The 24,937-nt window shown below is 68.7% G+C and carries 27 protein-coding genes, 2 pseudogenes and 1 riboswitch; of the genes and pseudogenes, 22 read left to right on the top strand and 7 right to left on the bottom strand.

Features of this window, described 5'->3' with window-relative positions:
- Positions 1-43: 43 nt before the first annotated feature.
- Together ACYVD0_RS12735 and ACYVD0_RS12730 are read right to left on the bottom strand one after the other, a co-directional pair.
- On the bottom strand, positions 44-391 hold the full coding sequence (locus ACYVD0_RS12735) for a YIP1 family protein (protein WP_460427146.1): 348 nt from the start codon (positions 389-391) through the stop codon (positions 44-46).
- A gap of 154 nt (positions 392-545) precedes the next feature.
- A complete protein-coding gene (locus ACYVD0_RS12730; RefSeq protein ID WP_460427145.1) occupies positions 546-1,145 on the bottom strand; it encodes a Yip1 family protein in 600 nt (199 codons plus the stop codon).
- A gap of 301 nt (positions 1,146-1,446) precedes the next feature.
- Between ACYVD0_RS12730 and ttcA the strand changes: the two genes are divergently transcribed.
- The 5 genes from ttcA to ACYVD0_RS12705 all read left to right on the top strand — a co-directional run bounded on the left by ttcA (position 1,447) and on the right by ACYVD0_RS12705 (position 5,527).
- Positions 1,447-2,271, top strand: a complete 825-nt coding sequence (ttcA, locus tag ACYVD0_RS12725; protein WP_460427144.1) for a tRNA 2-thiocytidine(32) synthetase TtcA — start codon at positions 1,447-1,449, stop codon at positions 2,269-2,271.
- Positions 2,272-2,302: 31 nt separating this feature from the next.
- Entirely contained in the window at positions 2,303-2,974 is a 672-nt protein-coding gene (locus ACYVD0_RS12720; protein WP_460427143.1) for a DNA-3-methyladenine glycosylase I, read from the top strand.
- A gap of 132 nt (positions 2,975-3,106) precedes the next feature.
- Positions 3,107-3,874 carry an NAD-dependent deacylase gene (locus tag ACYVD0_RS12715; protein WP_460427142.1) on the top strand — a complete coding sequence of 256 codons (768 nt, stop codon included), beginning with the start codon at positions 3,107-3,109 and terminating at the stop codon, positions 3,872-3,874.
- A gap of 367 nt (positions 3,875-4,241) precedes the next feature.
- The gene (locus ACYVD0_RS12710; RefSeq protein ID WP_460427141.1) at positions 4,242-4,874 is read left to right on the top strand and encodes a C40 family peptidase; all 633 of its coding nucleotides are present in this window, start codon (positions 4,242-4,244) and stop codon (positions 4,872-4,874) included.
- Between the two features lie 137 nt (positions 4,875-5,011).
- Entirely contained in the window at positions 5,012-5,527 is a 516-nt protein-coding gene (locus ACYVD0_RS12705; RefSeq protein ID WP_460427140.1) for a C40 family peptidase, read from the top strand.
- A 25-nt stretch (positions 5,528-5,552) separates the two neighbouring features.
- Here ACYVD0_RS12705 and ACYVD0_RS12700 read toward each other — a convergent pair whose 3' ends face one another.
- On the bottom strand, positions 5,553-6,260 hold the full coding sequence (locus tag ACYVD0_RS12700) for a type 1 glutamine amidotransferase (RefSeq protein ID WP_460427139.1): 708 nt from the start codon (positions 6,258-6,260) through the stop codon (positions 5,553-5,555).
- 41 nt (positions 6,261-6,301) lie between these two features.
- Here ACYVD0_RS12700 and ACYVD0_RS12695 point away from each other — a divergent pair, with 41 nt between their 5' ends.
- The 14 genes and pseudogenes from ACYVD0_RS12695 to ACYVD0_RS12630 form a co-directional block, all read left to right on the top strand.
- Positions 6,302-6,667 carry a hypothetical protein gene (locus tag ACYVD0_RS12695; RefSeq protein WP_460427138.1) on the top strand — a complete coding sequence of 122 codons (366 nt, stop codon included), beginning with the start codon at positions 6,302-6,304 and terminating at the stop codon, positions 6,665-6,667.
- Positions 6,668-6,746: 79 nt separating this feature from the next.
- A riboswitch (cobalamin riboswitch) is annotated at positions 6,747-6,983 on the top strand.
- Positions 6,984-7,094: 111 nt separating this feature from the next.
- A complete protein-coding gene (btuB, locus tag ACYVD0_RS12690) occupies positions 7,095-8,948 on the top strand; it encodes a TonB-dependent receptor family protein (protein WP_460427137.1) in 1,854 nt (617 codons plus the stop codon).
- Positions 8,949-8,994: 46 nt separating this feature from the next.
- Positions 8,995-9,576, top strand: coding sequence for a hypothetical protein (locus tag ACYVD0_RS12685; RefSeq protein WP_460427136.1), 582 nt, complete (start codon positions 8,995-8,997; stop codon positions 9,574-9,576).
- Positions 9,576-10,187, top strand: coding sequence for a cob(I)yrinic acid a,c-diamide adenosyltransferase (gene cobO / locus ACYVD0_RS12680; RefSeq protein WP_460427135.1), 612 nt, complete (start codon positions 9,576-9,578; stop codon positions 10,185-10,187). The genes ACYVD0_RS12685 and cobO overlap by 1 nt, the downstream gene beginning before the upstream one ends.
- 220 nt (positions 10,188-10,407) lie before the next feature.
- Positions 10,408-11,700, top strand: a complete 1,293-nt coding sequence (locus ACYVD0_RS12675; RefSeq protein ID WP_460427134.1) for a hydrogenobyrinic/cobyrinic acid a,c-diamide synthase — start codon at positions 10,408-10,410, stop codon at positions 11,698-11,700.
- Positions 11,701-11,727: 27 nt separating this feature from the next.
- Positions 11,728-12,378, top strand: coding sequence for a nitroreductase family protein (gene bluB, locus ACYVD0_RS12670; protein WP_460427133.1), 651 nt, complete (start codon positions 11,728-11,730; stop codon positions 12,376-12,378).
- Positions 12,375-13,283, top strand: a complete 909-nt coding sequence (gene cbiB / locus ACYVD0_RS12665) for a CobD/CbiB family cobalamin biosynthesis protein (protein ID WP_460427132.1) — start codon at positions 12,375-12,377, stop codon at positions 13,281-13,283. Before bluB ends, cbiB begins: the two co-directional genes overlap by 4 nt.
- Complete coding sequence (gene cobD, locus ACYVD0_RS12660) at positions 13,276-14,274, top strand: threonine-phosphate decarboxylase (protein ID WP_460427131.1); 999 nt, start codon at positions 13,276-13,278, stop codon at positions 14,272-14,274. The genes cbiB and cobD overlap by 8 nt, the downstream gene beginning before the upstream one ends.
- A gap of 8 nt (positions 14,275-14,282) precedes the next feature.
- A complete protein-coding gene (locus ACYVD0_RS12655; RefSeq protein ID WP_460427161.1) occupies positions 14,283-15,749 on the top strand; it encodes a cobyric acid synthase in 1,467 nt (488 codons plus the stop codon).
- Positions 15,750-15,887: 138 nt separating this feature from the next.
- Positions 15,888-16,409 (top strand): bifunctional adenosylcobinamide kinase/adenosylcobinamide-phosphate guanylyltransferase, encoded by a 522-nt coding sequence (cobU, locus tag ACYVD0_RS12650; RefSeq protein ID WP_460427130.1) that lies wholly within the window; start codon positions 15,888-15,890, stop codon positions 16,407-16,409.
- Entirely contained in the window at positions 16,406-17,464 is a 1,059-nt protein-coding gene (gene cobT, locus ACYVD0_RS12645; protein WP_460427129.1) for a nicotinate-nucleotide--dimethylbenzimidazole phosphoribosyltransferase, read from the top strand. Before cobU ends, cobT begins: the two co-directional genes overlap by 4 nt.
- Entirely contained in the window at positions 17,461-18,033 is a 573-nt protein-coding gene (gene cobC, locus ACYVD0_RS12640) for an alpha-ribazole phosphatase family protein (protein WP_460427128.1), read from the top strand. Before cobT ends, cobC begins: the two co-directional genes overlap by 4 nt.
- A gap of 2 nt (positions 18,034-18,035) precedes the next feature.
- Positions 18,036-18,767 carry an adenosylcobinamide-GDP ribazoletransferase gene (locus ACYVD0_RS12635; protein WP_460427127.1) on the top strand — a complete coding sequence of 244 codons (732 nt, stop codon included), beginning with the start codon at positions 18,036-18,038 and terminating at the stop codon, positions 18,765-18,767.
- A 150-nt stretch (positions 18,768-18,917) separates the two neighbouring features.
- A pseudogene (locus tag ACYVD0_RS12630) lies at positions 18,918-19,733 on the top strand (transposase); the annotation flags it as partial.
- Between the two features lie 148 nt (positions 19,734-19,881).
- On the opposite strand, the gene ACYVD0_RS12625 reads toward ACYVD0_RS12630, so the two are convergent.
- From ACYVD0_RS12625 to ACYVD0_RS12610, 4 genes are all read right to left on the bottom strand, one after another.
- Positions 19,882-20,217 (bottom strand): four-helix bundle copper-binding protein, encoded by a 336-nt coding sequence (locus ACYVD0_RS12625; protein WP_460427126.1) that lies wholly within the window; start codon positions 20,215-20,217, stop codon positions 19,882-19,884.
- A gap of 111 nt (positions 20,218-20,328) precedes the next feature.
- Complete coding sequence (locus ACYVD0_RS12620; RefSeq protein ID WP_460427125.1) at positions 20,329-20,808, bottom strand: hypothetical protein; 480 nt, start codon at positions 20,806-20,808, stop codon at positions 20,329-20,331.
- Positions 20,809-21,271: 463 nt separating this feature from the next.
- The gene (locus tag ACYVD0_RS12615; protein ID WP_460427124.1) at positions 21,272-21,751 is read right to left on the bottom strand and encodes a hypothetical protein; all 480 of its coding nucleotides are present in this window, start codon (positions 21,749-21,751) and stop codon (positions 21,272-21,274) included.
- A gap of 240 nt (positions 21,752-21,991) precedes the next feature.
- Positions 21,992-22,846, bottom strand: coding sequence for a sulfurtransferase (locus ACYVD0_RS12610; protein ID WP_460427123.1), 855 nt, complete (start codon positions 22,844-22,846; stop codon positions 21,992-21,994).
- Between the two features lie 263 nt (positions 22,847-23,109).
- On the opposite strand from ACYVD0_RS12610, the gene rnd reads away from it, so the two are divergent.
- The 3 genes and pseudogenes from rnd to ACYVD0_RS12595 all read left to right on the top strand — a co-directional run.
- Positions 23,110-24,237: a ribonuclease D gene (gene rnd, locus ACYVD0_RS12605; RefSeq protein ID WP_460427122.1), complete on the top strand. Its 1,128-nt coding sequence runs from the start codon at positions 23,110-23,112 to the stop codon at positions 24,235-24,237.
- Entirely contained in the window at positions 24,234-24,530 is a 297-nt protein-coding gene (locus ACYVD0_RS12600; protein WP_460427121.1) for a YcgL domain-containing protein, read from the top strand. Before rnd ends, ACYVD0_RS12600 begins: the two co-directional genes overlap by 4 nt.
- Before the next feature lie 166 nt (positions 24,531-24,696).
- Positions 24,697-24,937: pseudogene (locus ACYVD0_RS12595) on the top strand (IS6 family transposase); the annotation flags it as partial.

The raw sequence follows: 24,937 nt of genomic DNA, 5'->3' as shown, positions 1-24,937 counted from the left end.
AGCCAAGCGACGGTCAGGGATGTTTTCTCCAGCTCGCCGTCTGTCAGTCCCGTCCCGCCGAGGCTTCCACCGGGCGTTCGCTGCGGGTGGGATAGCTCCGCTCAATGCCGGTGCGCTCATGGTTTGGCTGCAGCAAGTACTGCCAGAACAGCAGGATCGTCAGCAGCATCAGCAGGCCCACGCCCCATATCGAGGTGGCGTAGAGAAGGCTTCGCGTCGACCAGGCTCCTCGGCCGACGAAGGTGGTGCCGATGAACAGGGATACTGCTGGGATCAGGCTGAGCAACAGCAGGTGGGGCAGGTAGTGCAGGCCGTTGTGGTCTTCTTCCTGGCAAATCTCCCGCCAGATCTGCTCTGGGTGGCTGATCAGTTGACGGGCGTGCAGGGTCATGTGAGCCCCCATCGTCTGGGAAAACAGCACCGATCTGATTTAGACGCCTGTTCGGCGGAGGGTTCGCCTCTTTGGCCGAACGATTCCCGACGCAGAGACGCCGAGGCAGCCTTTAAGAAGGCGGCCTCGCGGTTGCGGATGAAGGACTGTGCGGTCAACTGATATACATTGGACCTGCGCCGAGTCCCCAGAAGATCACCGAGACCCCGATCATCGCCACCAGCACCACCAGGCCGACGGCGAGCACCGAGCTGGAGAACAGGAAACCCTCCTCGCGGGGGATGTTCATGAAGGTCGGCAACCCGACGTAGAGCAGGTAGGTCGTGTAGCAGACGGCCAGGGTGCCGACCATCATGGCCAGCCACAGGTTGGGGTAGACCGCCGCCAGTCCGCCGACGAACAGGGGGGTCGCGTTATAGGCGGCGAACACGATGCATTGCGTCAGGCTCGGGCTGGCATCGTAGGTGCGCGCCATCCAGTGGATGAAGCCGCCCATCACCGCCACCCCGGTGAGCATCGCCAGGTAGGTCATGATGCTCATCTGCAGCGCGCTGGCCGCAGTCAGCCTGACCGGCTCGCCGCCGGCCACGCTCCAGCCGATCTGGGTTGTGCCGATGAAGGCCGAGACGGCAGGAATTGCCGCCAGGAACAGGATATGGGTGAGATACAGGTGGCTGATGCTTTCCTCTTCGCCACGGATTTCCTGCCATTCCTTATCGGGATGGGCGAACAGCCCCCAGACGTGGTTGATCATGCCAGCTCTCCTTTTTATTTTAAGGGCCGCTCCAGACTGCCCCTCGCGCATGCGGCAGGTTCCGACCCGGCCTCGCGACCTTGCAGCCAGAGTATAGAAGTCGCCTGAAAGCCGCGCAGAGCGTGGTTTTAGAGTAATCTGCTCTTTCTGTGGAAAAGGTGATAACGCGATAGTATTACAGTCCGCCGACAGTGGGCCGGGAACGCCTTGCGCCGCAGGGGGCGAAGGTGGCGGGCTGGGGCTCAACGCCCTTTGCGCGTAAAATGCCGGCCTTTCGTACTTCGCGGATTCACAGAGCATCATGGGCACCCTTTCGGTCAATCAGAACAAGCTGCAGAAGCGCCTGCGCCGCCTGGCCGGCGAAGCGGTCACCGACTTCAACATGATCGAGGAGGGCGACAAGGTGATGGTCTGCCTGTCCGGCGGCAAGGACAGCTACACCATGCTCGACGTGCTGCTCTACCTGCAGAAGGTGGCGCCGATCCGCTTCGAGATCGTCGCGGTGAACATGGACCAGAAGCAGCCGGGCTTTCCCGAGGGCGTGTTGCCCGCATACCTGCAGTCCATCGGCGTCGACTACCACATCATCGAGAAGGACACCTACTCGGTGGTCAAGGAGAAGATCCCCGAGGGCAAGACCACCTGCTCGCTGTGCTCGCGCCTGCGCCGCGGCACCCTCTACACCTTCGCCGACCAGATCGGTGCGACCAAGATGGCCCTGGGGCATCATCGCGACGACATCCTCGAGACTTTCTTCCTCAACCTGTTCTACGGTGGCACCTTGAAGGCCATGCCGCCCAAGCTGCTCTCCGACGACGGCCGCAACGTGGTGATCCGCCCGCTGGCCTACTGCAGTGAGACGGACATCGAGGCCTACGCGCGGCTGAAGGAGTTCCCGATCATCCCCTGCAACCTCTGTGGCTCCCAGGAGAACCTGCAGCGCCAGGTGGTCAAGGAGATGCTGCGCGAGTGGGAGCGCCAGTCGCCGGGGCGCACCGAGATCATGTTCCGCGCCCTGCAGAACGTGCATCCCTCGCAGCTGGCCGACCGCAAGCTGTTCGACTTCGTCGGTCTGCGTATCGACGAAAACGCCACGCCGCGCTTCGTCGATGTAATGAGCCTCTGATCCGCTCTGCGAAAACTGCCAAGGACTGCCCATGCGCGACTACCGATGGTTGCACCAATATTGCCTGAACCGCTTCGGCTCGGCCGCCGCGCTGGAGGCGCAGCTGCCGCAGCCGAAGAGCGCCGAGGAACTGCGCGCCATCCCGGACGACCGCTATTTGTCGCTGATCAGCCTGCGGATCTTCCGTGCCGGCCTCAAGCACAGCCTGGTGGACGCCAGGTGGCCGGCGTTCGAAGAGGCGTTCTTCGGCTTCGATCCACACAAGGTGGTGTTGATGGGCGCTGAGCATCTGGAGCGGCTGATGCAGGATGCGCGGCTGATCCGTCATCTGGCCAAGCTTGAGAGCGTGCCGCGCAATGCCCGCTTCGTGCTGGAGGTGGCGGAGGAGAAGGGCAGCTTTGGCGCACTGATCGCCGATTGGCCGGTCGGCGACATCGTCGGCCTGTGGAAATACCTGGCCAGGCACGGCAACCAGCTCGGCGGGCTGTCGGCGCCGCGCCTGCTGCGCATGGTCGGCAAGGACACCTTCATCCCCACCGACGACGTGGTTGCCGCGCTCAAGGCCCAGGGCATCGTCGACAAGGCGCCTGGCAGCCAGAAGGACCTGGCCGCGGTGCAGGCCGCCTTCAACCGCTGGCAGGCCGAAAGCGGCCGGCCGCTGTCCCAGCTGTCGGTGATGCTCGCCCACACAGTGAATCATTGACGGTGCGCCGCCGCGCCGGCTGGCGGGGAATGCGACCGAAGGTCTTTTCCATCCGGCGGCCCTGGGCTTCACTGAGTCGGGCATTGTTTGGCAAGGGCGGACAGGGATTGTGTTCCGCCTGAAGGAGGCTGTATGGACGATACCATCGAGCGGATCGCCGAGGCGCTGCGGCGGGCCGAGCGCATCCTGATCATCAGCGGGGCCGGGCTTTCCGCCGACTCCGGCCTGCCCACCTATCGCGGCCTCGGCGGCCTCTACAACGGCAGCACGGCGGAAGGCCTGCCGATCGAGGCGGCGCTGTCCGCCAGTATGCTGCGGCACAACCCGGCGCTGTGCTGGAGGTACCTCGCCGAGCTGGGCCGGGCCTGCCTGGCGGCCCGGCCCAACGCCGGCCACGAGGCCATCGCCGAGCTGCAGCGGCGCAAGCCCGGCTGCTGGGTGCTGACTCAGAACATCGACGGCTATCACCGCGCGGCCGGCTCGCCGCCGGAGCGGCTGATCGAGATTCACGGCGAGCTGGCGCCGCTGTATTGCCAAGCCTGCGGGACGCGCAGCGAGGCCTTGGCCGAACACCTGGAGCGGCCGCTGCCGCCGCGCTGTGCGCAGTGCGGCGGGGTGCTCCGCCCGCCGGTGGTGCTGTTCGAGGAAATGCTCCCCGAGGGCGCCTGCCAGACCCTCGCCGAACAGCTCGCCCGAGGCTTCGATGCGGTGCTGGCGGTGGGCACCACGGCGAGCTTTCCCTATATCGTCGAGCCGGTCCTGTGCACCTGGCAGACCGGCGGCTTCACCGCGGAAATCAATCCGCAACGGACCGATCTCAGCGACATCGTGGATATCCATCTGCCTGGGCGGGCATCGCAGGTTCTGCCGGCTCTGGTGGGCCGCCTTTCCCGCGGCTGACTGCGCCGTTCCCATCGCCGCCTCCGCCTGGCCGGATACACGGAGGCAGGTCGGGGCGACGGCGAAAACGCGGTCGTGATCGCAAGAAGGTTTGCGACTCGTTGTCGCAGGAAAAGCCCACGCCGGCCGCACCACAATGCCCCTGCGAAGACTCCGTAGGGATCCGGAGCCATGCTGGATCCCCCGGAAACCCTGGGTTCCATGGGGTTTTCGAGTGCCGCCTGGCAATGTCTGGAATGCGACATTGCCTGCGCGGCGAGCGCCTGGAAACGCCTCTTTTGTCACAATTCGCACAAGGGGGATTTGTAACTCACTCTCATCACAGGCATATTCGCCCGCCATTAGACCTTTAGATAAGCTTTTGCCCATGCTGAGTCGTCTCGCCACCCTCGTGCCCCTGGCCCTCGCCATCTTCCTGACCGGCTGTGCAGGGCAGGCACCGCAGCAGGATATGTCCGTCCCGCAGCGAGTATTCCTGATCCAGGAGCCCAGCCACGAGGATCTGGCGGCGCCGAACGACGGCTACCGTCTCCCGGCCCTGGCCGACGACATCCTGGTGCGCGGTTTCGGTCTGCTCGGCACGCCCTACCGCTACGGTGGCAGCTCGGAGGCCACCGGCTTCGACTGCAGCGGCTTCATCGGCTACCTGTTCCGCGAAGAGGCGGGCATCAAGCTGCCGCGTTCGACCCGCGAGATGATCTCCCTCGATGCCCCCCGCGTGGCCCGCAGTGAGCTGGCCCCCGGCGACCTGATCTTCTTCAACAACCGCGGCCGCGGTCGGGTCAACCATGTTGGTGTCTACATCGGCAACGGCCGTTTCCTCCATTCGGCCAGCCGCCGCAGCGGTGGCGTGCGGGTGGACAGCCTGAACGATGGCTACTGGAGTGCCAGCTACCTGCAGGCCAAGCGTGCCTTGGTGCTGGCGCTCCACAACGACGTGCAGCCGGAGCAATCTACATCGGCCAAGCGTTCCCTGGTGCTGGCATCCCACAACGATTGAGTAACTGTCTTTCGGCTTCGACAAGGCCCGATTCCGGCAACGTGATCGGGCCTTTTCATTGGGGCCAGGCGCGGCTGCTTGCGCGAGGTGCCTCGTGCCGGCAGAGTAAGGTCGATCCGACAACCGGACTGTCGCCCATGCCCGCTCAGGCCCGCCTAGCCCTGGTCCTTGTCGCCGCGCTGCTCGCGGCCTGTTCCTCTCGTTCTCCCACGCCCGATACCCCGCCCGACGGCGGCCGCCCTTCGCCGGCGGCGGAGGACGTGCTGGTCCGTGCCCTTGGACTGGTCGGCACGCCCTATCGCTGGGGCGGCAACACCCCGGATTCCGGTTTCGACTGCAGCGGGTTGATCGGCTATGTCTACCGCGAGGCGGCGGGCATCCGCCTGCCGCGCTCGACCCGCAAGATGATCGCCATGGGCGCGCCCAGCGTGCGTCCCGAGGCCTTGCACAGCGGCGACCTGGTGTTCTTCGCCACCGACGGCGGCCGCCGGGCCAGCCATGCCGGCATCTATGTGGGCGAGGGGCGTTTCGTGCATGCGCCTTCCCGTGGAGGTACGGTGCGCCTGGACAGGCTGGCCGATGGCTACTGGCACAGCCGCTATCTGGGGGCCAGGCGCGTGCTTCGCGCCGTGCCCGTGGCGCGTCAGCCCTGACCGATCGGATTAACAGAGCAGGCCGTTAGGCCAGCCCGGCGAGCCAGTCGCGCAGCACCTGCTGCCCGCAGCGGCGCAGCTCTTCCCCCGCGTCCTTTGCCTGTCGGCGGATCTCCACCGGATCCACCTTGGCGGCAGAGAGTTCTGCCGCATGGCCGATCAGCCACTGTTCGATCCGGGCGGGATCGGCTTCAAGATGAAACTGCAGGCCCAGTACGGTATTGCCGAGCATGAACGCCTGGTTCGGGCAGATGTCGGTTCGGGCGAGGCGGGTGGCGCCCGGCGGCAGTTCGAACATGTCGCCATGCCAGTGCAGCACGGTGCCGTTGTCGCCCAGATGGCCGATACAGCTCGCGGTGCCCTCCGCCGTCAGCCGGAGGCTGGCGAAGCCGATTTCCTTGACGCCCATCGGCGCGACCTTGGCCCCCAGGGCGCGGGCGATCAACTGGGCGCCCAGGCAGATGCCGAGCAGGGGCTTGCCGCAGCGCAGTCGCCTGGCAAGCAGCTCCAGCTCCGCCAGCAGGAAGGGGTAGGTGGCCTCGTCGTAGGCACCGATGGGCGCGCCGAGGACCACCAGCAGCTCGGGTGACTCGACATCCAGCGCGGCCAGTTCACTGGTGGACATGATCCCGGGGTCGACATAACGGATGTGATAGCCGGCCTCCTCGAGCACGGGTGCGAAGACGCCGAGATCCTCGAAGGCGACGTGGCGGATGGCGATGACGGTTTTCATTCCTGTACCGGTTCCAGGTTGTGGGTGTAGGAAGGCACCCTATGCCAAGGGCCCGATGGCTGTCGAGATGGCCGGGCTTCACGACGATTCCCAGGCTGGCCCGCGAAGGCACAGTCACCCGCCACCCCTTCCACTCCAGGAGCTTCTACATGCACGACACCATCCCTGATCTCGCTCGCCGCCTGCGCAACTGCAGCCGGTTGGCGATCTTCACCGGCGCCGGGGTGGCCGCCGAGGGTGGCATTCCGACTTCGGCCGCGGATCTGCCGTTTCTGGCCAAGCGCCGCGGCGCCTTCGTGGTCGAGATCAACCCGCAGCCGACCCCGCTCAGCCGGCACGCCGACCTCTGCCTGCACGGCCCGGCCGGCAGCATCCTGCCGTCGCTGCTGGCCGCTCTGGGGGGCTGAGCGCCTGCACCGGCATCATGAGTGGATCTCATGACGCCGGGCAATTCGTCTCATTGTGCCCGGCCGGCGTTTCCACTACCCTGCGCGCCTCGCTTCAGGTGCCCTTCGCACGAAGGGTGAAACAGGGAAGCCGGTGCGTTCCGCGATGATCCGCGGCACAAGGCCGGCGCTGCCCCCGCAACGGTAGACGAGTCGCGAAACCGCCGTAAGGCCACTGTGTCCCGCATGGGCATGGGAAGGCGTGGTTTCGGAAGCTGCAGCATCACGCCGCACTTCGCTCGTGAGCCCGGAGACCGGCCTGTCGCGATCCATGGCGGCGTGGAGGGCGCTGCGGGCTGGCGGGCCTTCCCGGTTCGCTGTCTGTTCGAGTTCTCCGCCTGCTTTCGCAGCCTTCAGGCCGTGCGGGTGGCGCGGCGGAGAACCCATCTTGATTCGCAAGCCCAGTTTCGGGCCGGCGGCGTTCGCGCTGCTGTGCCTCTTTTCCCTTTCCCCGGCCCAGGCGGCCGACGACTCCCTCGCCCTCGACGCGACGGTGGTGACCGTCGCACGCAACGCCCAGACCCTGCGCGACAGCCTCGCCGCGGTGAGCCTGATCGAGCGCGACGACATCGAGCGCAGCCAGGCGCAGTCGGTGCCGGAGCTGCTCAAGCGGGTGCCGGGGGTGTCCATCGCCAACAACGGCGGGCCGGGCAAGAACACCTCCGTTTACCTGCGTGGCACCGAGTCCGACCATGTGCTGGTGCTGATCGACGGCGTGCGCGTCGGCTCGGTGACCACCGGCACCGCCGCCTGGCAGGATTTGCCGGTGGAGATGATCGAGCGCATCGAGGTGGTGCGCGGACCGCGCTCCAGCCTGTACGGCTCGGAGGCCATCGGCGGGGTGATCCAGATCTTCACCCGCAAGGGGGGCGATGGCGCGCCCAAACCCTTCTTCTCCGCCGGCTACGGTACCCACGACACCTACACCGGTAGCGGCGGGGTTTCCGGCGGCAACGCGCACGGCTGGTACAGTCTCGCCCTGAGCAGCGAGGACACCGATGGCATCAGCGCGAAGAGCCCCGGGACCAGCGGCTACGAGAACGACGCCGACGGCTACCGCAACCACTCCGCCGCGCTGCGCGCCGGCTGGCGCTTCGACAACGGCCTGGAGCTGGAGGGCACCTTTCTGCGCGCCAAGTCGCACAACGACTACGACCAGGTGAACCGCCGTGGCACCGCCGGTTTCTCCGCCAATGCCGACGGCGAGCAGAGCGTGGTCAGCGGCCGCGCCCGCTTCAGCCCGCTGGCGTTCTGGCAGGTCAGCCTGCAGGCCGGACGAAACGAGGACAAGTCCGACACCTACCAGGACGGCGGCTTCTACTCGCGCTTCGACAGCCGCCGCGACAGCGCCAGCTGGCAGAACGACCTGACCCTGGCCGAAGGCCACATCCTCACCCTGGGCGTCGACTACCAGCGCGAGGAGGTCAACGGCACCACCGACTACGACGAGGACTCCCGGGAAAACAACGGCGCCTTCATCCAGTACCTTGGCGAATACGGCCGCCACGACTGGCAAGTCTCCCTGCGCCGCGACAACAACGAGCAGTTCGGCCAGCACGAGACCGGCAACATCGCCTACGGCTACGCCCTGAGCGACGCCCTGCGCGTCACCCTCAGCTACGGCAGCGCTTTCAAGGCGCCGACCTTCAACGAGCTGTACTATCCCTTCTACGGCATCGCCGACCTCGAGGAGGAAACCTCTCACAGCTTCGAGGTTGGTCTGTCCGGCGTGCACGGCTGGGGCCACTGGTCGCTGAACGCCTACCGCACCAAGGTGGACGACCTGATCGTCTACGATTCTTCCATCGAAGGGCCGGCGAACATCGACGAGGCGCGCATCCGCGGCCTCGAGCTGGAGGTTGGCAGCCGCTCGTTTGGCTGGGACTGGAGCGCCAACTACAGTCTGCTGGAGCCGGAGAACAGCGGCTCGGGCGCCAACGACGGCAACGAGCTGCCGCGTCGCGCCTCGCAGATGTTCAACCTGGAGCTGGATCGGCGCCTCGGCGATTTCGCCGTCGGTGCCACGCTGCATGCCGAGGGCCGGCGCTACGACGACGTGGCCAACGACAACGAGCTGTCCGGCTACGCCACTTTGGACCTGCGCGGCGAATACCGCCTCACCCCCGAGTGGCGTCTGCAGGCGCGCGTCGCCAACCTGCTGAACGCCGATTATGAAACCGCCCTGGGCTACAACCAGCCGGGGCAGGCGGTGTACCTTACCGTCCGCTATCAGGCGTTGTAGAGCGCCGCCGGCCGGCGGGTCGGAACCATCCACAAGGAGAATGCGCATGCTCAACCTGTCCCCCCGTAGCCAGCTGGCCGTCGGCGTGGCGCTGGCCCTGCTGATGGCCATGACCCGTGGCCAGCACTTCGCCACCCTCAACCTGCCGAGCGCCTCCTGGGCGGTGTTCTTTCTCGCCGGCGTCCTGCTGCGCCCACGCTGGGTGTTTCCGGCGCTGTTCCTCGAAGCCTCGCTGCTCGACTTCGTCGCCATCGGCTGGATGGGCGTGAGCGACTGGTGCATGTCGCCGGCCTACTGGCTGCTGATCCCGGCCTATGGCTCGCTGTGGCTGGGCGGGCGGTTCTTCGCCGCGCTGCAGCGCGACAGTCTGGACAGGCTGGATAGCCTGGCCGTGCTCGGCCTGGCGGTGGTCTTCAGCGCCTTCGTCTGCTACCTGTTCTCCGGCGGCGGCTTCTACTTCTTCTCCGGCCGCTATCCGGAGCCGGTATTCGCCGACTTCGTGCAGCGCGTGCTGACCTACTACCCGCGTTACCTGGGCAACCTGGCCCTCTACGTGGGCCTCGCGGCAGTGCTTTACGCGGGCTTCGATGCCCGCCTGAAGTCGCTGCGGGCGCCGGAGCGCCGCTGATGAGCGAATCGCCGGAACGGGCCGCCCGCCACAAGACGCGCATGCAGCGCAAGAAGGCGGTGGTCGACGACAGGATCGCCCAGGCCACGGACGAGCACGGCCTGCTGCTGGTGCACACCGGCAATGGCAAGGGCAAGAGCAGCGCCGCCTTCGGCATGGCCGCCCGCGCGCTGGGCCACGGCATGCGGGTCGGCGTGGTGCAGTTCATCAAGGGCGCCGCCACGACCGGCGAGGAGGCCTTCTTCCGGCGCTTTCCCGATCAGGTGCGCTATTACGTGATGGGCGAGGGCTTCACCTGGGAAACCCAGGACCGCCAGCGCGACATCGTCAAGGCCTGCGAGGCCTGGGTGCTGGCCCGCGAGCTGCTCAGCGATCCCTCGATCGGCCTGGTGCTGCTCGACGAGTTGAACATCGCCCTGAAGTACGGCTACCTGGAGCTGGAGCCGCTGCTCGCCGACATCCAGGCGCGGCCGCTGCACCAGCATGTGGTGGTGACCGGCCGGGGCGCCCCGCCCGGGCTGATCGAGGCAGCGGACACCGTGACCGAGATGGGCCTGGTCAAGCACGCCTTCCAGGCCGGCGTGAAGGCGCAGAAGGGGATCGAGTTCTGATGCGGCGAATGGATGTACGTGGCTCTTGTAGGGTGGGTAACCGCGCAGCGTTACTCACCGCTGGCGCGGTGGTGGAAAACGCTGCGCGGTTTTCCACCCTACGCTCGCAGCTTCCCCGCGTCGGCGTTGTAGGAGTGAATTCATTCGCGATAACCGGGCCACTCGAAGCAATTCGGTCGCCCATCCATGCGCACCTATCCTTGTGTGCCTGGAGGCTCCGATGAGCGAGCGCCACTGCCCGGCCCTGCTGATCGCCGCCCCGGCTTCCGGGCAGGGCAAGACCACCGTCACCGCCGCGCTGGCCCGCCATCACGTCAGACGGGGCCGGCGCGTGCGGGTGTTCAAGTGCGGGCCGGACTTTCTCGACCCGATGATCCTCGCCCGCGCCTGCAGCGCGCCGGTGTACCAGCTCGACCTGTGGATGGTCGGCGAGGCCGAGTCGCGGCGCCTGCTCTGGGAGGCGGCAGGGGAGGCCGACCTGATCCTGGTCGAGGGGGTGATGGGCCTGTTCGACGGCGCGCCGTCCGCCGCCGACCTGGCGCGGCGCTTCGGCGTGCCGGTGCTGGCGGTAGTCGACGCCGCGGCCATGGCGCAGACCTTCGCCGCCATCGCCCACGGCCTGGCCAGCTTCCAGGCCGACCTGCCGTTCGCCGGGGTGCTGGCCAACCGGGTTGGCAGCGCCCGCCACGGCGATATCCTCCGCGACAGCCTGCCGGCGCACCTGCCCTGGTACGGCGCGCTGCCGCGCAGCGCCGAAATCGAGCTGCCGAGCCGCCACCTGGGGCTGGTCCAGGCCGAAGAGCTGGCCGATCTCGACGCCCGCCTGGACGCCGCCGCCGAGGCCCTGGCCGCCAGCGCCGGCACCGACTTGCCGCCGCCCATGGCCTTCGTCGCGCCCGCACAGCAGGCGCCCGAGCCGCTGCTGGCCGGGGTGCGCATCGGCGTGGCGCGGGACGCCGCCTTCGCCTTTCTCTACCAGGCCAATCTGGACCTGCTGCAGCGGCTCGGCGCCGAGCTGGCGTTCTTCTCGCCCCTCGACGATGCCTGTCTGCCGGCGGTCGACAGCCTTTACCTGCCGGGCGGCTATCCCGAGCTGCATCTGGACCGACTGGCCGGCAACCGAGGGATGCGCGAGGCGATCCGCGCCCACTATGGCGCCGGCAAGCCGATCCTCGCCGAGTGCGGCGGTATGCTCTACCTGCTCGATGCCCTGACCGATCTGGACGGTCGGCGCGAAGCGCTGCTCGGCCTGCTGCCCGGCGAGGCGTGGATGCAGCCGAAGCTGGCCGCCCTGGCGATGCAGGAGGTCGAGCTGGACGGTGGGCGCCTGCGCGGGCACAGCTACCACCATTCCACCCTGGCCTGCGCGCTCACGCCCGTCGCCCACGGCGAATGCCCCAACTACCGGCGCACCGCCGAGGCGGTCTACCGCCGGGGCCGGCTGACCGCCAGCTACATCCATTTCTACCTGCCCTCGGCGCCGCGTGCGGCGGCCGCGCTGCTGCGGCCCTGAGGCGCGGGCGAACCGACAGGACTTGCGATGAACCCACACGCCTTCAGCGAACAGGAGCGCGCCGCGGTCTACCGCGCCATCGCCGAGCGCCGCGACATGCGCCACTTCAGCGGCGGCACGGTGGCGCCGGAACTGCTGGCGCGCCTGCTCAACGCCGCGCACCAGGCGCCCAGCGTCGGCCTGATGCAGCCCTGGCGCTTCATCCGCATCAGCGATTCCGCGTTGCGCCAGCGCATCAAGGATCTGGTGGAGGCCGAGCGGGTGTGCACCGCCGAGGCCCTCGGCGAGCGCTCCGACGAATTCATGCGGCTCAAGGTCGAGGGCATCGGCGACTGCGCCGAGCTCTTGGTCGCCGCGTTGATGGACGGCCGCGAAGCGCACGTCTTCGGCCGCCGCACCCTGCCGCAGATGGACCTGGCCTCGCTGTCCTGCGCCATCCAGAACCTCTGGTTGGCCGCCCGCGCCGAGGGCCTCGGGATGGGCTGGGTGTCGCTGTTCGAGCCGCGGGCGCTCGGCGAGCTGCTCGGTCTTCCGGCCGGCGCCGAGCCGGTGGCGCTGCTCTGCCTGGGGCCGGTGGAAGGCTTCTACCCGCAGCCGATGCTGGTGGAGCAGGGCTGGGCCGAGGAGAAGCCGCTGGCCGAAATGCTCTTCGAGAACCGCTGGGGCGTGCGCCCGTGAGCCTGGGGTTGAGCCTGCTCGCCGGCGTGGCGCTGGATGCGGCCCTCGGCGAACCGCGGCGCCACCACCCGCTGGTGGCCTTCGGCCGGCTGGCCGACTGGCTGGAGTCACGCCTCAACGCGCCGGGCCGCGGCCGGCGCGGCGACGGGGTGATCGCCTGGTGCCTGGCGGTGCTGCCCCTGACTCTAGTGGCCGGACTGCTGGCGCGGCTGCCATGGCTCGGCGAGCTGCTGGCGGTGCTCGCCCTGTACGCCGCGCTCGGCCTGCGCAGCCTGCAGGAGCACGCCCGGCCGGTCATGGAGGCGCTGCGCCAGGGCGATCTGGAGCGTGCGCGGCAGGGCGTGGGCAGGGTGGTCAGCCGCGATACCCGCGCGCTGGATGCGAGCGGCGTAGCCCGTGCCGCCAGCGAGTCGGTGCTGGAGAACGGCAGCGACGCGGTGTTCGCTGCGCTGTTCTGGTTTGCCGTGGCCGGCGCGCCGGGGGTGGTGCTGCATCGGCTGGCCAACACCCTGGACGCCATGTGGGGCTACCGCACGCCGCGCTTCGAGCGCTTTGGCTGGGCCGCGGCGCGGATCGACGATGCCCTCAACTATATCCCGGCGCGCCTTACCGCGCTGACCTACGCGCTGCTCGGCCAGACCCTCCGCGCCCTGGCCTGCTGGCGCCGTCAGGCGCCGCAGTGGGACAGCCCCAACGCCGGCCCGGTGATGGCCTCCGGTGCCGGCGCCCTGGGCGTCGAACTGGGCGGCGCGGCGGTCTATCACGGCGAGTTGCACGTGCGTCCGCGGCTCGGCGAGGGTCGCCCGGCGAATGCCGAGAGCATCGCCGCTGCCCTGAGCCTGCTGAACCGCGGCGTGCTGCTCTGGCTGGCGGTCGCGCTGCTCGGAGGCTGGCTGCATGCTTGAACACGGCGGCCGCCTGCGCGTCGCGGTGCAGCGCTATGGCATTCCCTTGAACGACTGGCTGGACCTGTCCACCGGCATCGCCCCCGAGCCCTGGCCCGTGCCTCCCATTCCTCTCGACGCCTGGGCGCGTTTGCCGGAAGAGAACGACGGTCTGGCGCAGGCCGCCTGCGCCTGCTACAGCGCCGCCCGAGCGCTACCGGTAGCCGGCAGCCAGGCGGCGATCCAGGCGCTGCCGCAGTTGCTGCCAGCGTGCCGGGTCGGTGTGCTCGACCCCAGCTACGCCGAGCACGCCCAAGCCTGGCAGCGTGGCGGCCACCGGCTGGTGCGTCTGGCCGCCGAGGACATCGAGGCGCGGCTCGATGGGCTCGACGCCCTGGTGCTGGCCAACCCCAACAACCCCACCGGGCAACTGTTCGATCCCGGGCAGCTGCTCGACTGGCATGCCCGTCTGGCTCGGCGCGGCGGCTGTCTGCTGGTGGACGAGGCCTTCATGGACTGCACGCCCGAATACAGCCTGGCGCCTCACAGCCACCGGCCGGGGCTGATCGTGCTGCGCTCGTTCGGCAAGTTCTTCGGGCTGGCCGGCATCCGCCTGGGCTTCGTGCTGGCCGAGGCGCCTTTGCTGGAGCGGCTGCACGAACGCCTCGGGCCCTGGACGGTCAGTGGACCGGCGCGAGCGCTGGGCCTGCAAGCGATGGAGCCGGCCAATGGCGAGGCGCGACGCCGGCGGGCAGTGGGCCTGCAGGCGGCGGGGCAGCGGCTGGCCGAGCTGCTGGGCGAGCACGCTCTGTCGCCGGCCGGCGGCACCGCGCTGTTCCAATGGGTCTGCACGGCCGAGGCGGTGAAGCTGCATGATTTCCTCGCCCGCCGCGGCATTCTCGTGCGGCGGTTCGACCAGCCCGCCAGCCTGCGCTTCGGCCTGCCGGCGGACGAGGCCGGCTGGCAGCGGTTGGCCCAGGCGTTGGGCACTTACCAAGGGAAAACCCCATGACTATCCCCATGACGCAGAGCGCGACCCTGATGGTGCAGGGCACTACCTCCGACGCTGGCAAGAGCACCCTGGTGACCGCGCTGTGCCGCTGGCTGGCCCGCCAGGGCGTGCAGGTGGCGCCTTTCAAGCCGCAGAACATGGCGCTGAACAGTGCGGTGACCGCCGATGGCGGCGAGATCGGCCGCGCCCAGGCGGTACAGGCCCAGGCCGCGGGGCTGGCGCCGCACACCGACATGAATCCGGTGCTGCTCAAGCCCAACAGCGACACCGGCGCCCAGGTGATCGTCCACGGCCGCGCCGTCACCAGCATGGATGCCTCCGCCTACCACGACTACAAGCGCGTGGCCCGGCAGGCGGTGCTGCAGTCGCACCAGCGTCTTGCCGCCCAATACACCGTGGTGATGGTGGAGGGCGCTGGCTCGCCGGCGGAGATCAACCTGCGTGCCAACGACATCGCCAACATGGGCTTCGCCGAGGCGGTGGACTGTCCGGTGATCCTTATCGCCGACATCGACCGGGGCGGGGTGTTCGCCCATCTGGTCGGCACCCTGGAACTGCTCTCGGAAAGCGAGCAGGCGCGGGTGCAGGGCTTAGTGATCAACCGCTTCCGCGGCGATATCGCCCTGCTGCAGCCCGGCCTCGACTGGCTGGAGGCGCGCACCGGCAAGCCGGTGCTGGGTGTGCTGCCCTACCTGCACAACCTGCACCTGGAGGCCGAGGACGCCATCGACGCCCGCCAGGTGGCCAAGGAGGACGAGCGCCTGAAGGTGGTGGTGCCTGTGCTGCCGCGGATCAGCAACCACACCGACTTCGACCCGCTGCGCCTGCATCCGCAGGTGGAGCTGACCTTCGTCGGCCCCGGCCAGCCGGTTCCGCCGGCCGACCTGATCGTGCTGCCCGGCTCGAAGAGCGTGCGCGCCGATCTGGCCTTCCTGCGCGCGCAGGGCTGGGAGGAAGCGATCCGGCGCCATCTGCGCTATGGCGGCAGAGTGCTTGGCATCTGCGGCGGGCTGCAGATGCTCGGCCATGAAATCGCTGACCCGCTGGGGCTGGAGGGTGAACCGGGCAGCAGCCGGGGCCTCGGTCTGCTGGCGTTGGACACCGTACTGGAAGACGAGAAGCAGTTGCGCAACGTGCGCGGCCGCCTGGCGCTGGAGGGCGCGGAGGTCACTGGCTACGAGATCCACGCCGGGGTCAGTCGCGGCGCCGCTCTCGAGCGGCCGGCGGTGTGCCTTGACGATGGCCGTGGCGACGGCGCCATCGGTACCGACGGCCAGGTGCTCGCCACCTACCTGCACGGCCTGTTCGAGTCGCCCGCCGCGAGCACTGCGCTGCTGCGCTGGGCCGGCCTGCGCGAGGTGGTCACGCTCGACTATCATGCGCTGCGCGAGTGCGACATCGAGCGCCTGGCCGATCTGGTAGAGACGCATCTGGATACGGCGCGGCTGCGCGAACTGTGCGGGCTCGGCGGTTGATCCCGGCGCCAGCGTCATTCGTAGGGTGGAAAACCGCACAGCGTTTTCCACCAAGAGCGTTCGCGAGGCCGGTTGGTGGAAAAGACCTGCGGTCGTTTTCCACCCTACGCAAGACTCAACGAATCGAGAAACATCACGATGCATGAACTGATCCTCGGCGGCGCCCGCTCCGGCAAGAGCCGCCTGGCCGAACGCCTGGCCGCGGCGTCCGCTCTGGCGGTGACCTACGTTGCCACCGCCCAGGCACTGGACGGCGAGATGGCCGCGCGCATCGAGCATCACCGCCAGCGGCGGCCGGCCGGCTGGGCGCTGGTCGAGGAGCCCCTGGCGCTGGCCCGGGTGCTGTGCGAGCAGGCGGGGCCGCAGCGTTGCCTGCTGGTCGACTGTCTGACCCTGTGGCTGACCAACCTGCTGCTGTCCGACGATCCGGCACGCCTGGCGCACGAGCGCGACGCACTGCTGGAATGCCTGCCGGAGCTGCCCGGGCGGATCATCCTGGTCAGCAACGAGACCGGCCTCGGCGTGGTGCCGCTGGGCGAGCTGAGCCGGCGCTACGTGGACGAAGCCGGCTGGCTGCACCAGGCCCTGGCCGAACGCTGCGGGCGGGTGCTGTTCTGCGTCGCCGGCCTGCCCATGACCCTCAAGGGAGATCCACTATGAACCGCGACTGGTGGCAGGCCGCCGTCCAACCGCTGGACGAGACTGCCCGCGCCCTGGCCGGTACCCGCCAGCAGCAACTGACCAAGCCGCGCGGGTCGCTGGGCCGCCTGGAGCAACTGGCGATCTACCTGGCCGGACTGCAGGGCTGCGAGCGGCCCACCGTCGAACGCCTGTGGATCGCCATCTTCGCCGGCGACCACGGCGTGGCCGCGGAGGGGGTGTCGCCCTATCCGCAAGCGGTGACCGGGCAGATGCTGCGCAACTTCGCCGCCGGCGGCGCGGCGATCAGCGTGCTGGCCCGTCAGCTGGGAGCCGAGCTGGAGCTGATCGACCTTGGCACGGCCGAGCCGCTGGAACTGCCGCCGGCCGGTGTGCGCTGCTTGCACCTCGGCCCCGGCACTGCGAATTTTCTCCACGCTCCGGCGATGTGTCCGCAGCAGGGCCGCGACGCCCTGCAGGCCGGGCGCGACAGCGTGCTGCGCGCCCAGGCGGCCGGCGCGCAGTTGTACATCGGCGGCGAGATGGGCATCGCCAACACCAGTGCCGCCAGCGCCCTGGCCTGCGCCCTGCTGGACTATCCGGTGCCGGCGCTGGTCGGGCCCGGCACCGGGTTGGATGCCGCTGGGGTGGCGCGCAAGGTCGCGGTCATCGAGCGTGCCCTGGCGCGGCATGCCGAGCATGCCGGCGAACCGCTGGAGATCCTCCTGCGCCTCGGCGGCTTCGAGATCGCCGCGCTGGTCGGCGCCTACCTGGCCTGTGCCCAGCAGGGACTGCCGGCGCTGGTGGACGGCTTCATCTGCAGTGTGGCGGCGCTGCTTGCGGTGCGCCTGAATCCCGGCTGCCGCGACTGGCTGTTGTTCGCTCACTGCGGCGCCGAGCCGGGCCACCGCCGGGTACTCGAGGCGCTGGCCGCCGAGCCGCTGCTGGAGCTCGGCCTGCGCCTGGGCGAGGGCAGCGGCGCTGCGCTGGCGGTGCCGCTGCTGCAACTGGCCTGCCGGCTGCACGGCGAGATGGCGACTTTCTCCGAGGCGGCGGTGGCGGACGCCGGCCGATGACCCTTCATCTCGACCTGCTGCGCCACGGCGAAACCGAACGCGGCGGCGGCTTTCGCGGCAGCCTGGATGACGCGCTGACCGCCACGGGCTGGGCGCAGATGCACGCCGCGACGGCCGCGGCGGGGCCCTGGGATCTGCTGGTCAGCTCGCCACTGCGCCGCTGCGCCGATTTCGCCACCGAGCTGGCCGCTGCGCACGGTCTGCCGTTGCATCTCGAGGCGGACCTGCGCGAGCTGCATTTCGGCGCCTGGGAAGGCCGCAGCGCCGCCGAGCTGATGCACAGCGACGCCGAGGCGCTGGGGCGTTTCTGGGACGATCCCTACGCCTTCACCCCGCCGGACGGCGAGCCGATACTGGACTTCGAGGCGCGGGTGCTGGAGGCCATCGGGCGACTGCGTCGGGAATGCGCCGGCCGCCGCCTGCTGCTGGTCACCCACGGCGGGGTGATGCGCCTGCTGCTGGCCCGCGCCCGTAGTCTGCCGCGTGGGCAATTGCTGCAGGTGGCAGTGGCCCACGGCGCGCTGCACCGTCTGTGCCTGGATGGGCCGAACTGGTGGGAGACGTGCTGAAGATGCCATTGCCGCTGCTGATCGCCCTGCAGTTCCTCACCCGCCTGCCGATTCGCCTGCCCGGCATGCCGACTCCGCCGCAGCTGGGCCGCTCGCTGCTCTGGTATCCGTTCGTGGGACTGCTGCTCGGGGTGCTGCTGGTCGCCCTGCATGGGCTGCTCGGCGATGCACCGCCGCCGCTGCACGCGGCGCTGTTGCTGGCGGCCTGGGTCGGTCTGAGCGGGGCGCTGCACCTGGACGGCCTGGCCGACAGCGCCGACGCCTGGGTCGGTGGCTTCGGCAACCGCGAGCACACCCTGGCGATCATGAAGGACCCGCGCAGCGGACCGATCGCCGTAGTGATGCTGGTCGTCGTGCTGTTGCTGAAGTTCGCCGCGCTGCTGGCGCTGCTCGAACAGGGCGCGATCGCGGCGCTGCTGCTGGCGCCATTGCTTGGGCGCGCTGCGCTGCTGGCACTGTTTCTCGTTACTCCCTATGTGCGTCCCGGCGGCCTGGGCCAGGCCCTCGCCGAGCACCTGCCGCGAGCGGCGGCCCGGACGGTGCTGCTGGGCGGGGCAGTGACCTGTCCGCTGCTGTTCGGTGGCGCGGGCGTTTTAGCGCTGCTGCTGGCGGCGGCGCTGTTCTTCTACCTGCGTCAGCGCCTGCTGGTGCGGCTGGGTGGCACCACCGGTGACACGGCGGGGGCGCTGCTCGAACTGGTGGAGTGCGCGGTGCTGGTGGGGTTGGCGCTCTGAGGGGCAGCCCTTTCAAGGTCTTTGCGTAAACTCTCCCCGATAATCGATCGGGAGGGCAAGACGATGTGGGATGCGGTTCTGGCGCGGTTCGAGAAGCAGGCACCGGCCAGCGGCATGGCGCGTCTGGCACTAGAGCGGGCGATGGCGCCCTGCCTGCCCGGCTGGCAAGTGCGCATCGTCGACGGCAACCCTCTGCCCGCCTCGGAGAAACGCCTCGCGCCGCTGCGTGACCAGCGCCGCCGCCCTGCCGGGGCATTCGCGGGTGGTCTACGACCCCGACCTCGACCTCGACCTGGTGACCGATCTGGCGGCCTGCGAGGACGCCTACGAGAGCGAACGCACCGGCGTCCTGTCGCTACTGGACAGTGCCCGGCCGGGGCAGCTGTGGGTGGCCGACCGGCATTTCGGCACGCGCGCGATTTTCCAGTCGCTCCAGCAGGCCCGGGCCGGCTTCATCGTGCGCCAGGATGCCAGGCATCCGCGCATCGTTCATGAGGGGCCCTGGCACGACTGGGGCGGGGTGGAAACCGGCTGGCTGCTCGAGCAGGACATCCGGGTGGCATCGGTGCGCAGCAGATTGCCGACCTGTACCGTCGGCGCTGGCGTATCGAGGGGATGTTCCAGCGCCTGGAGTCGGTTCTGCAGAGCGAGATCCGCAGCCTGGGCCATCCCCGGGCGGCGCTGCTGGGGTTTGCCGTGGCGGTGCTGGCCTGCAACCTCCTGGCGGTGCTCGAGCGCAGTGTCGAACAGGCCCATCGCGAACAGCTTCCCGAGGGCTGGGAGGCGTCCCCCTACCACCTGGCGGTCCAGGTCAGAAGCCGTTACGAGGGGATGCTCATCGCGCTGCCGGTGGAGCAGTGGCCGGCCTGGGCCGACGATTCGGCCTGCACACTGGCATAGCGCCTGTTGGCGTTGGCGCGGCACATCAAGCCCAGCCAGGTGGCCACGAGCAAGCGTGGCCCCAAAAAGACCAGGGACTGGGTCCGTTTTCGCGGCAGGCCCGGCCTGCGGAGCATCAACGCAGTGCCGACGCTCAGTCTTCTGACAGGACCGGGTGCGGCCTGAAACTGTCGCGAAAAATATCGAAAGGGAGAGTTGCCTGGGGGCAAATGGCCTATGCCACATCGCCCAGCGCCTCACATTCGTCGGCGCAGTGCTGGCAGGTCTGGGCGCATTCCTGGCAGTGGGGCAGGCGGTGCGAGGCGCATTCCTCGGCGCAGGCGAGGCAGAGAGGGGCGCAGAGGCGGCACAAGGCGGCCGCCCACTCGCTTTCCCGCGCCAGCAGCAGGGCGGCCAGGCGGCAGACGTCGGCGCAGTCGCGGTTGAGTTCGATGCAGCGGCGCAAGGCCTGTGGGTCGGCTGCCTGCCGGCAGGCTTCGGCGCACTCGTCGCAGGCTACTGCACAGGCGCTGCAGGCCTGGATACCGGTCGCGTATTCCTCGATGGTCATGGCGATTCTCCCAGGGCGATGGCGGCACCCAGAATCGATCCGGGCAGGGCAGCAAGGTTCCTCGGCAAGCGACCGACGGCAGTCGGCCTGCAGCCGGCGCCCGGGCCTGCCTCAGGCTGCCTGGCTGAAGCCGCCGATGCAGCGCTGCCAGGCGTTGAGAAAGTCCTGGGGCTTGCCGCCTGGCTGGAACACATCGCACCAGACCCGTGCCAGTCCCGGCAGATCGTCGGCGCTGGGCAGCGACAGGATCTGCGACTCCACCAGCAGCCAGGCGATGGCAGTGGCGTAGCGCAGATTGACCGTCAGCTCCAGATGCGGCGCGATCAGGAAGGCATGCTGGCTGGCCAGGCCGCGGACATGGCTGGCCAGGTCTGGACTCTGGGCCAGGTAACGGTCCCAGAGTTGCAGGTGGCTGGTTGCGCGGATGCCGTAGAGGCCGTGGCCGTGCGGCTGGTGCAGGGCCGAGCCCAGTGCCGATTCGGTGGCCGCGGTGCCCAGCAGGAGAGCTTCGGCTGCCGGGGAGGGGCGCCCGAGATAGAGCATGGTCGGGCGGATCACGTGTTTGCTCAGTTCGCTGGCTGCAATGCCCATATGGACCTCGCATGAAAAAAGGCGAACGGCGAGCCTTCAGTGGCCTGTTTGGTTGAGGTGACTGGCCGATTTCGCTGCCCGAGTCCCTGATAGTGTGTTATCGCTCCTTGTCATGGTCCTGCCAGGACCCGTTACAGCGCCTTCCTTCGGACAACCAACCGCGTATCGACTGATCAACCGCACAGGACGCTAGCCTCGACTGCCTGGGCGAACCGGCCTCGCCGGAAGCGGGTGGTGGGGCGCTTGTAGCGCTCCACGCGACCGCGTGCGGCATTGACGCATTCGTCGAAGGCGACGGCGCAGGCACTACAGCCCGGATACCGATCGCATACGCCACGATGATTATGGCGACTTTCTTGAATGTAATGACCTACCCATGGTCGACCCGAGCAGGGGGGTGAGGTTCCCTGGCAAGTGACGGATGGACGGTGGTGCCTGTCCGAGGCTGGCACTTTGGCCTGCTTCAGGCGGCTTGGATGGCACCGTCGATGCAGCGTTGCCAAGCCTCGAGGAACTGCTCGGGCCGGCCGCCGGGATGGAACACATGACACCAGATTCGTGCCAGTCCCAGCAGATCGTCGGCGCTGGGCAGCGACAGGATCTGCGACTCCACCAGCAGCCAGGCGATGGCAGTGGCGTAGCGCAGATTGACCGTCAGCTCCAGATGCGGCGCGATCAGGAAGGCATGCTGGCTGGCCAGGCCGCGGACATGGCTGGCCAGGTCTGGACTCTGGGCCAGGTAACGGTCCCAGAGTTGCAGGTGGCTGGTTGCGCGGATGCCATAGAGGCCGTGGCCGTGCGGCTGGTGCAGGGCCGAGCCCAGTGCCGATTCGGTGGCCGCGGTGCCCAGCAGGAGAGCTTCGGCCGCCTCGGAGGGGCGCCCGAGATAGAGCAGGGTCGGGCGGATCACGTGTTTGCTCAGTTCGCTGGCTGCAATGCCCATGGTGCGTCTCGCAAGGAAAGGTGGCCGCGGGGCTTTGAAAGAGTTATCGGTTCGGTGAAGCGCCTCGCCCGAAGGGGGGAGAGCGGAGCCTTGTGACGCTCCGCTGACCGCCTGAGTTGAAGTTTAGTGCGATCTTTAGGCTGTAAATAGCTGTTTTTAAATTATTTCCATTGGCGCTTTCGTTAGTCATATAGCGGCAAGTGCTTAAACCGGCCGCCGGCACACCCTCGGTGGGATGCTTCAATCCCCTGTGGCGATTGGCCTGGAGCGATCGGTCAGCCACTCGCTCCAGGAGCCGGCATAGAGGGGCGCCAGCGGATAGCCGGCGAGGCTCAGGGCGAACAGGTTGTGACAGGCGGTGACGCCCGAGCCGCAATAGGCCACCAACTGATCGACGGGCCGCTCGCCGAGCAGGCCGGCGAAGCGCTCGCGCAGCTGCTCGGCCGGCAGGAAGCGGCCGTCGGCGCCGAGGTTTTCGGTGAAGGGCGCGCAGCGGGCTCCGGGGATGTGTCCGGCGACCGGGTCGAGGGGTTCCACCTCGCCGCGGAAACGGGGCAGGGCGCGGGCGTCGAGCAGGGTCAGCCGCGCATCGCCGAAACGTGCCAGCAGCCGCTGCGCATCCACCAGCAGGCTGGCATCGGGCTGGCCCTGGAAAGTGCCGGCCGCCGGGGCGGTCAGCTCGGCGGTCAGCGGCAGACTGGCGGCGCGCCAGGCGTTCAGGCCGCCGTCGAGGAGGAACACGCCGTCGCGCTTGCCGAGCCAGGCGAGCAGCCACCAGGCGCGGGCGGCGAAGGCGCCTGGGCCGTCGTCGTAGAGCACCACCGGGCTGGCGTTGTCGATACCCCAGGCACGCAGGCGCTCGATCAGCAGGGCCGGATCGGGCAACGGATGGCGGCCGGTCATGCCCTTCTGCACCGGGCCGGAGAGGTCGTGTTCCAGATCGGCGAAGCGGGCGCCGGGAATGTGCTCCTGGGCGTAGCTGCGCGCGCCGTAGGCGGGGTCTTCGAGGACGAAGCGGCAGTCGAGGATGCGCAGCTCCGGCTGGTCGAGGCGGGCTGCCAGCTGGGCGGGGCTGAGCAATTGCGCGTGGGACATGGGGGCTCCTTGTCGTTCGGTGAAGGAATTTCCAGAGGCTGCGAGTCTGCGGTCCGCCGCGGCAAACGCCAAGCCGTTCGGGTGAGGGCGCGGATGTCGTTTGGCCAGGGCCCGGAGGGCTGGATATACTGCATGCCCTCCGGCGGCCGTGCGCCGCATTTCACAGTACAGATGCTGCCGTGCCAGCCGTGCCCGGCGTCGAGTCCGCCCCGGCACAGTGCGAGCGCTGCGCTGTTGCCGCGGCCAGTCAACAAGGAGCCTTCGTGGCCATCGACATTCATTGGATTCGCGACGATGCCAGCCTCGCCAGCTATTGTGCGAGCTGGCGGCAGTTGCCCTTCGTCGCCCTCGATACCGAGTTCGTGCGGGTCGACACTTTCTATCCGCAGGCCGGCCTGGTGCAGGTCGGCGACGGCCGCAGCGCCTACCTGATCGACCCGCTGACCATCCGCGACTGGCGGCCGCTGGCCGAGCTGCTGGAGGACCCGGCGGTGGTCAAGGTGCTGCACGCCTGCAGCGAGGACCTGGAAGTGCTGCTGCGCCTGACCGGCAGCCTGCCGCAGCCGCTGTTCGACACCCAGCTGGCCGCCGCCTACCTCAACCTGGGCTTTTCCATGGGCTACTCCCGGCTGGTCCAGGCGGTGCTGGGCATCGAGCTGCCCAAGGGCGAGACCCGCTCCGACTGGCTGCAGCGCCCTCTGAGCGAGCTGCAGATCCGCTATGCCGCAGAGGATGCCGTGCACCTGGCGGAACTCTACGTCGCGCTGTCCGCGCAGCTGTCGGAGGACAAGCGTGCCTGGACCCTGGAGGACGGTGCGGAGCTGGTCGCCAACCTGCGCCGCGAAGTGGCGCCGGAGGAGCTCTACCGCGAGGGCCGGCTGGCCTGGAAGCTGAGTCGCCAGCAACTGGCCGTGCTGCGCGAGCTGTATGCCTGGCGCGAGCGCGAGGCGCGCCGGCGCGACCAGCCGCGCAACCGCATCCTGCGCGAGAACAGCCTGTGGCCGCTGGCGCGCTTCCAGCCGACCGACCTGGTGAGTCTCGGGCGCATCGAGGACATGCATCCGCGCACGGTGCGCCAGGATGGCGAGACCCTGCTCCGGCTGATCGGGGAAAGCGGCTCCACGTCGCCGGAGAGCTGGCCGGAGCCTTTGCCCGAGCCCCTGCCGATGGAGGCCTCGGCGCTGCTCAAGACGCTGCGGGCGGTCGGCCAGGCCGAGGCCGCGTGCCTGCAGATCGCCCCGGAGTTGGTGTTGCGCAAGAAGATTCTCGAAGCTCTGCTGAAAAGCGGCTTCCCCAATGGCCCCTACCGGTTGCCCGATACGCTGCGTGGCTGGCGCCGCGAGCGCATGGGCCAGACTCTGCTCGATTGCCTCGGCGGAGAACGACCATGAAATCCATCTGCTCCATCTACAAGAGTCCGCGGCGCCGGGAGATGTATCTCTACGTGGAGAGGAAGGACGCCCTTTCGCGGGTGCCCGAAGCCCTGCTGGCGGCCTTCGGCACACCGCAGCATGCTTTCGACCTGGTGCTCTCGCCCGAGCGCACCCTGGCCCGCGAGGACATCCACAAGGTGCTGGAGAACCTCGAGAAGCAGGGCTACCACTTGCAGATGCCGCCACCGGAGGAGGATGAATACATCGAGCATCTGCCGGATGAGCTGCTGCGGATGAACGATCCGGTGTGAGGCGGACCCGACAAGCCGCCAACCGGCGGCCTTGGCCTGATCTCCGGCAGGTACTGTCACGTTGTTGGCAGGTTGCCGGAGATGCGCTGACAATCCCGGATATGAAACGAGCCACTGTACCTGCCAGCGACGCCATTTCCTATGCCGGTTACGCTTCCCGCCCGAGGTGATCGGCTATGCGGTGTGGCTGTACTCCCGTTTCCCCTTGAGCCTGCGCATGGTCGAGGAGCTGCTGGCCGCGCGAGGCATCGAGCTGACCTGCGAGACGGTGCGGCGCTGGTCGGTGGGGTTTGGCCTGGGCATTGCCCGGCGTATTCGCTCCAGCGCTTTGGCCCGAGGCGACACGTGGCACCTCGATGAGGTGGTCGTCTCTCTCAATGGCAGGAAACACTGGCTGTGGCGCGCGG

The organism is Azotobacter armeniacus, assembly GCF_054779355.1.
The sequence above is the reverse complement of the archived record's forward strand: the minus strand, read 5'-3'. Positions and strand labels throughout refer to the sequence as shown.

What these genes read in the sequence shown, in the direction of transcription:
- cobO (WP_460427135.1), top strand. Translation starts at nt 9,576, where the DNA reads ATGAGCGAATCGCCGGAACGGGCCGCCCGCCACAAGACGCGCATGCAG.
- ACYVD0_RS12615 (WP_460427124.1), bottom strand. Translation starts at nt 21,751, where the DNA reads ATGGGCATTGCAGCCAGCGAACTGAGCAAACACGTGATCCGCCCGACC.
- ACYVD0_RS12625 (WP_460427126.1), bottom strand. Translation starts at nt 20,217, where the DNA reads ATGACCATCGAGGAATACGCGACCGGTATCCAGGCCTGCAGCGCCTGT.
- ACYVD0_RS12715 (WP_460427142.1), top strand. Translation starts at nt 3,107, where the DNA reads ATGGACGATACCATCGAGCGGATCGCCGAGGCGCTGCGGCGGGCCGAG.
- ACYVD0_RS12610 (WP_460427123.1), bottom strand. Translation starts at nt 22,846, where the DNA reads ATGTCCCACGCGCAATTGCTCAGCCCCGCCCAGCTGGCAGCCCGCCTC.
- cobD (WP_460427131.1), top strand. Translation starts at nt 13,276, where the DNA reads ATGCTTGAACACGGCGGCCGCCTGCGCGTCGCGGTGCAGCGCTATGGC.
- cobC (WP_460427128.1), top strand. Translation starts at nt 17,461, where the DNA reads ATGACCCTTCATCTCGACCTGCTGCGCCACGGCGAAACCGAACGCGGC.
- ACYVD0_RS12720 (WP_460427143.1), top strand. Translation starts at nt 2,303, where the DNA reads ATGCGCGACTACCGATGGTTGCACCAATATTGCCTGAACCGCTTCGGC.
- ACYVD0_RS12685 (WP_460427136.1), top strand. Translation starts at nt 8,995, where the DNA reads ATGCTCAACCTGTCCCCCCGTAGCCAGCTGGCCGTCGGCGTGGCGCTG.
- ACYVD0_RS12705 (WP_460427140.1), top strand. Translation starts at nt 5,012, where the DNA reads ATGCCCGCTCAGGCCCGCCTAGCCCTGGTCCTTGTCGCCGCGCTGCTC.
- ACYVD0_RS12635 (WP_460427127.1), top strand. Translation starts at nt 18,036, where the DNA reads ATGCCATTGCCGCTGCTGATCGCCCTGCAGTTCCTCACCCGCCTGCCG.
- cobT (WP_460427129.1), top strand. Translation starts at nt 16,406, where the DNA reads ATGAACCGCGACTGGTGGCAGGCCGCCGTCCAACCGCTGGACGAGACT.
- ACYVD0_RS12675 (WP_460427134.1), top strand. Translation starts at nt 10,408, where the DNA reads ATGAGCGAGCGCCACTGCCCGGCCCTGCTGATCGCCGCCCCGGCTTCC.
- cobU (WP_460427130.1), top strand. Translation starts at nt 15,888, where the DNA reads ATGCATGAACTGATCCTCGGCGGCGCCCGCTCCGGCAAGAGCCGCCTG.
- ACYVD0_RS12600 (WP_460427121.1), top strand. Translation starts at nt 24,234, where the DNA reads ATGAAATCCATCTGCTCCATCTACAAGAGTCCGCGGCGCCGGGAGATG.
- ACYVD0_RS12695 (WP_460427138.1), top strand. Translation starts at nt 6,302, where the DNA reads ATGCCAAGGGCCCGATGGCTGTCGAGATGGCCGGGCTTCACGACGATT.
- ttcA (WP_460427144.1), top strand. Translation starts at nt 1,447, where the DNA reads ATGGGCACCCTTTCGGTCAATCAGAACAAGCTGCAGAAGCGCCTGCGC.
- ACYVD0_RS12730 (WP_460427145.1), bottom strand. Translation starts at nt 1,145, where the DNA reads ATGATCAACCACGTCTGGGGGCTGTTCGCCCATCCCGATAAGGAATGG.
- ACYVD0_RS12710 (WP_460427141.1), top strand. Translation starts at nt 4,242, where the DNA reads ATGCTGAGTCGTCTCGCCACCCTCGTGCCCCTGGCCCTCGCCATCTTC.
- bluB (WP_460427133.1), top strand. Translation starts at nt 11,728, where the DNA reads ATGAACCCACACGCCTTCAGCGAACAGGAGCGCGCCGCGGTCTACCGC.
- ACYVD0_RS12655 (WP_460427161.1), top strand. Translation starts at nt 14,283, where the DNA reads ATGACGCAGAGCGCGACCCTGATGGTGCAGGGCACTACCTCCGACGCT.
- ACYVD0_RS12735 (WP_460427146.1), bottom strand. Translation starts at nt 391, where the DNA reads ATGACCCTGCACGCCCGTCAACTGATCAGCCACCCAGAGCAGATCTGG.
- ACYVD0_RS12620 (WP_460427125.1), bottom strand. Translation starts at nt 20,808, where the DNA reads ATGGGCATTGCAGCCAGCGAACTGAGCAAACACGTGATCCGCCCGACC.
- ACYVD0_RS12700 (WP_460427139.1), bottom strand. Translation starts at nt 6,260, where the DNA reads ATGAAAACCGTCATCGCCATCCGCCACGTCGCCTTCGAGGATCTCGGC.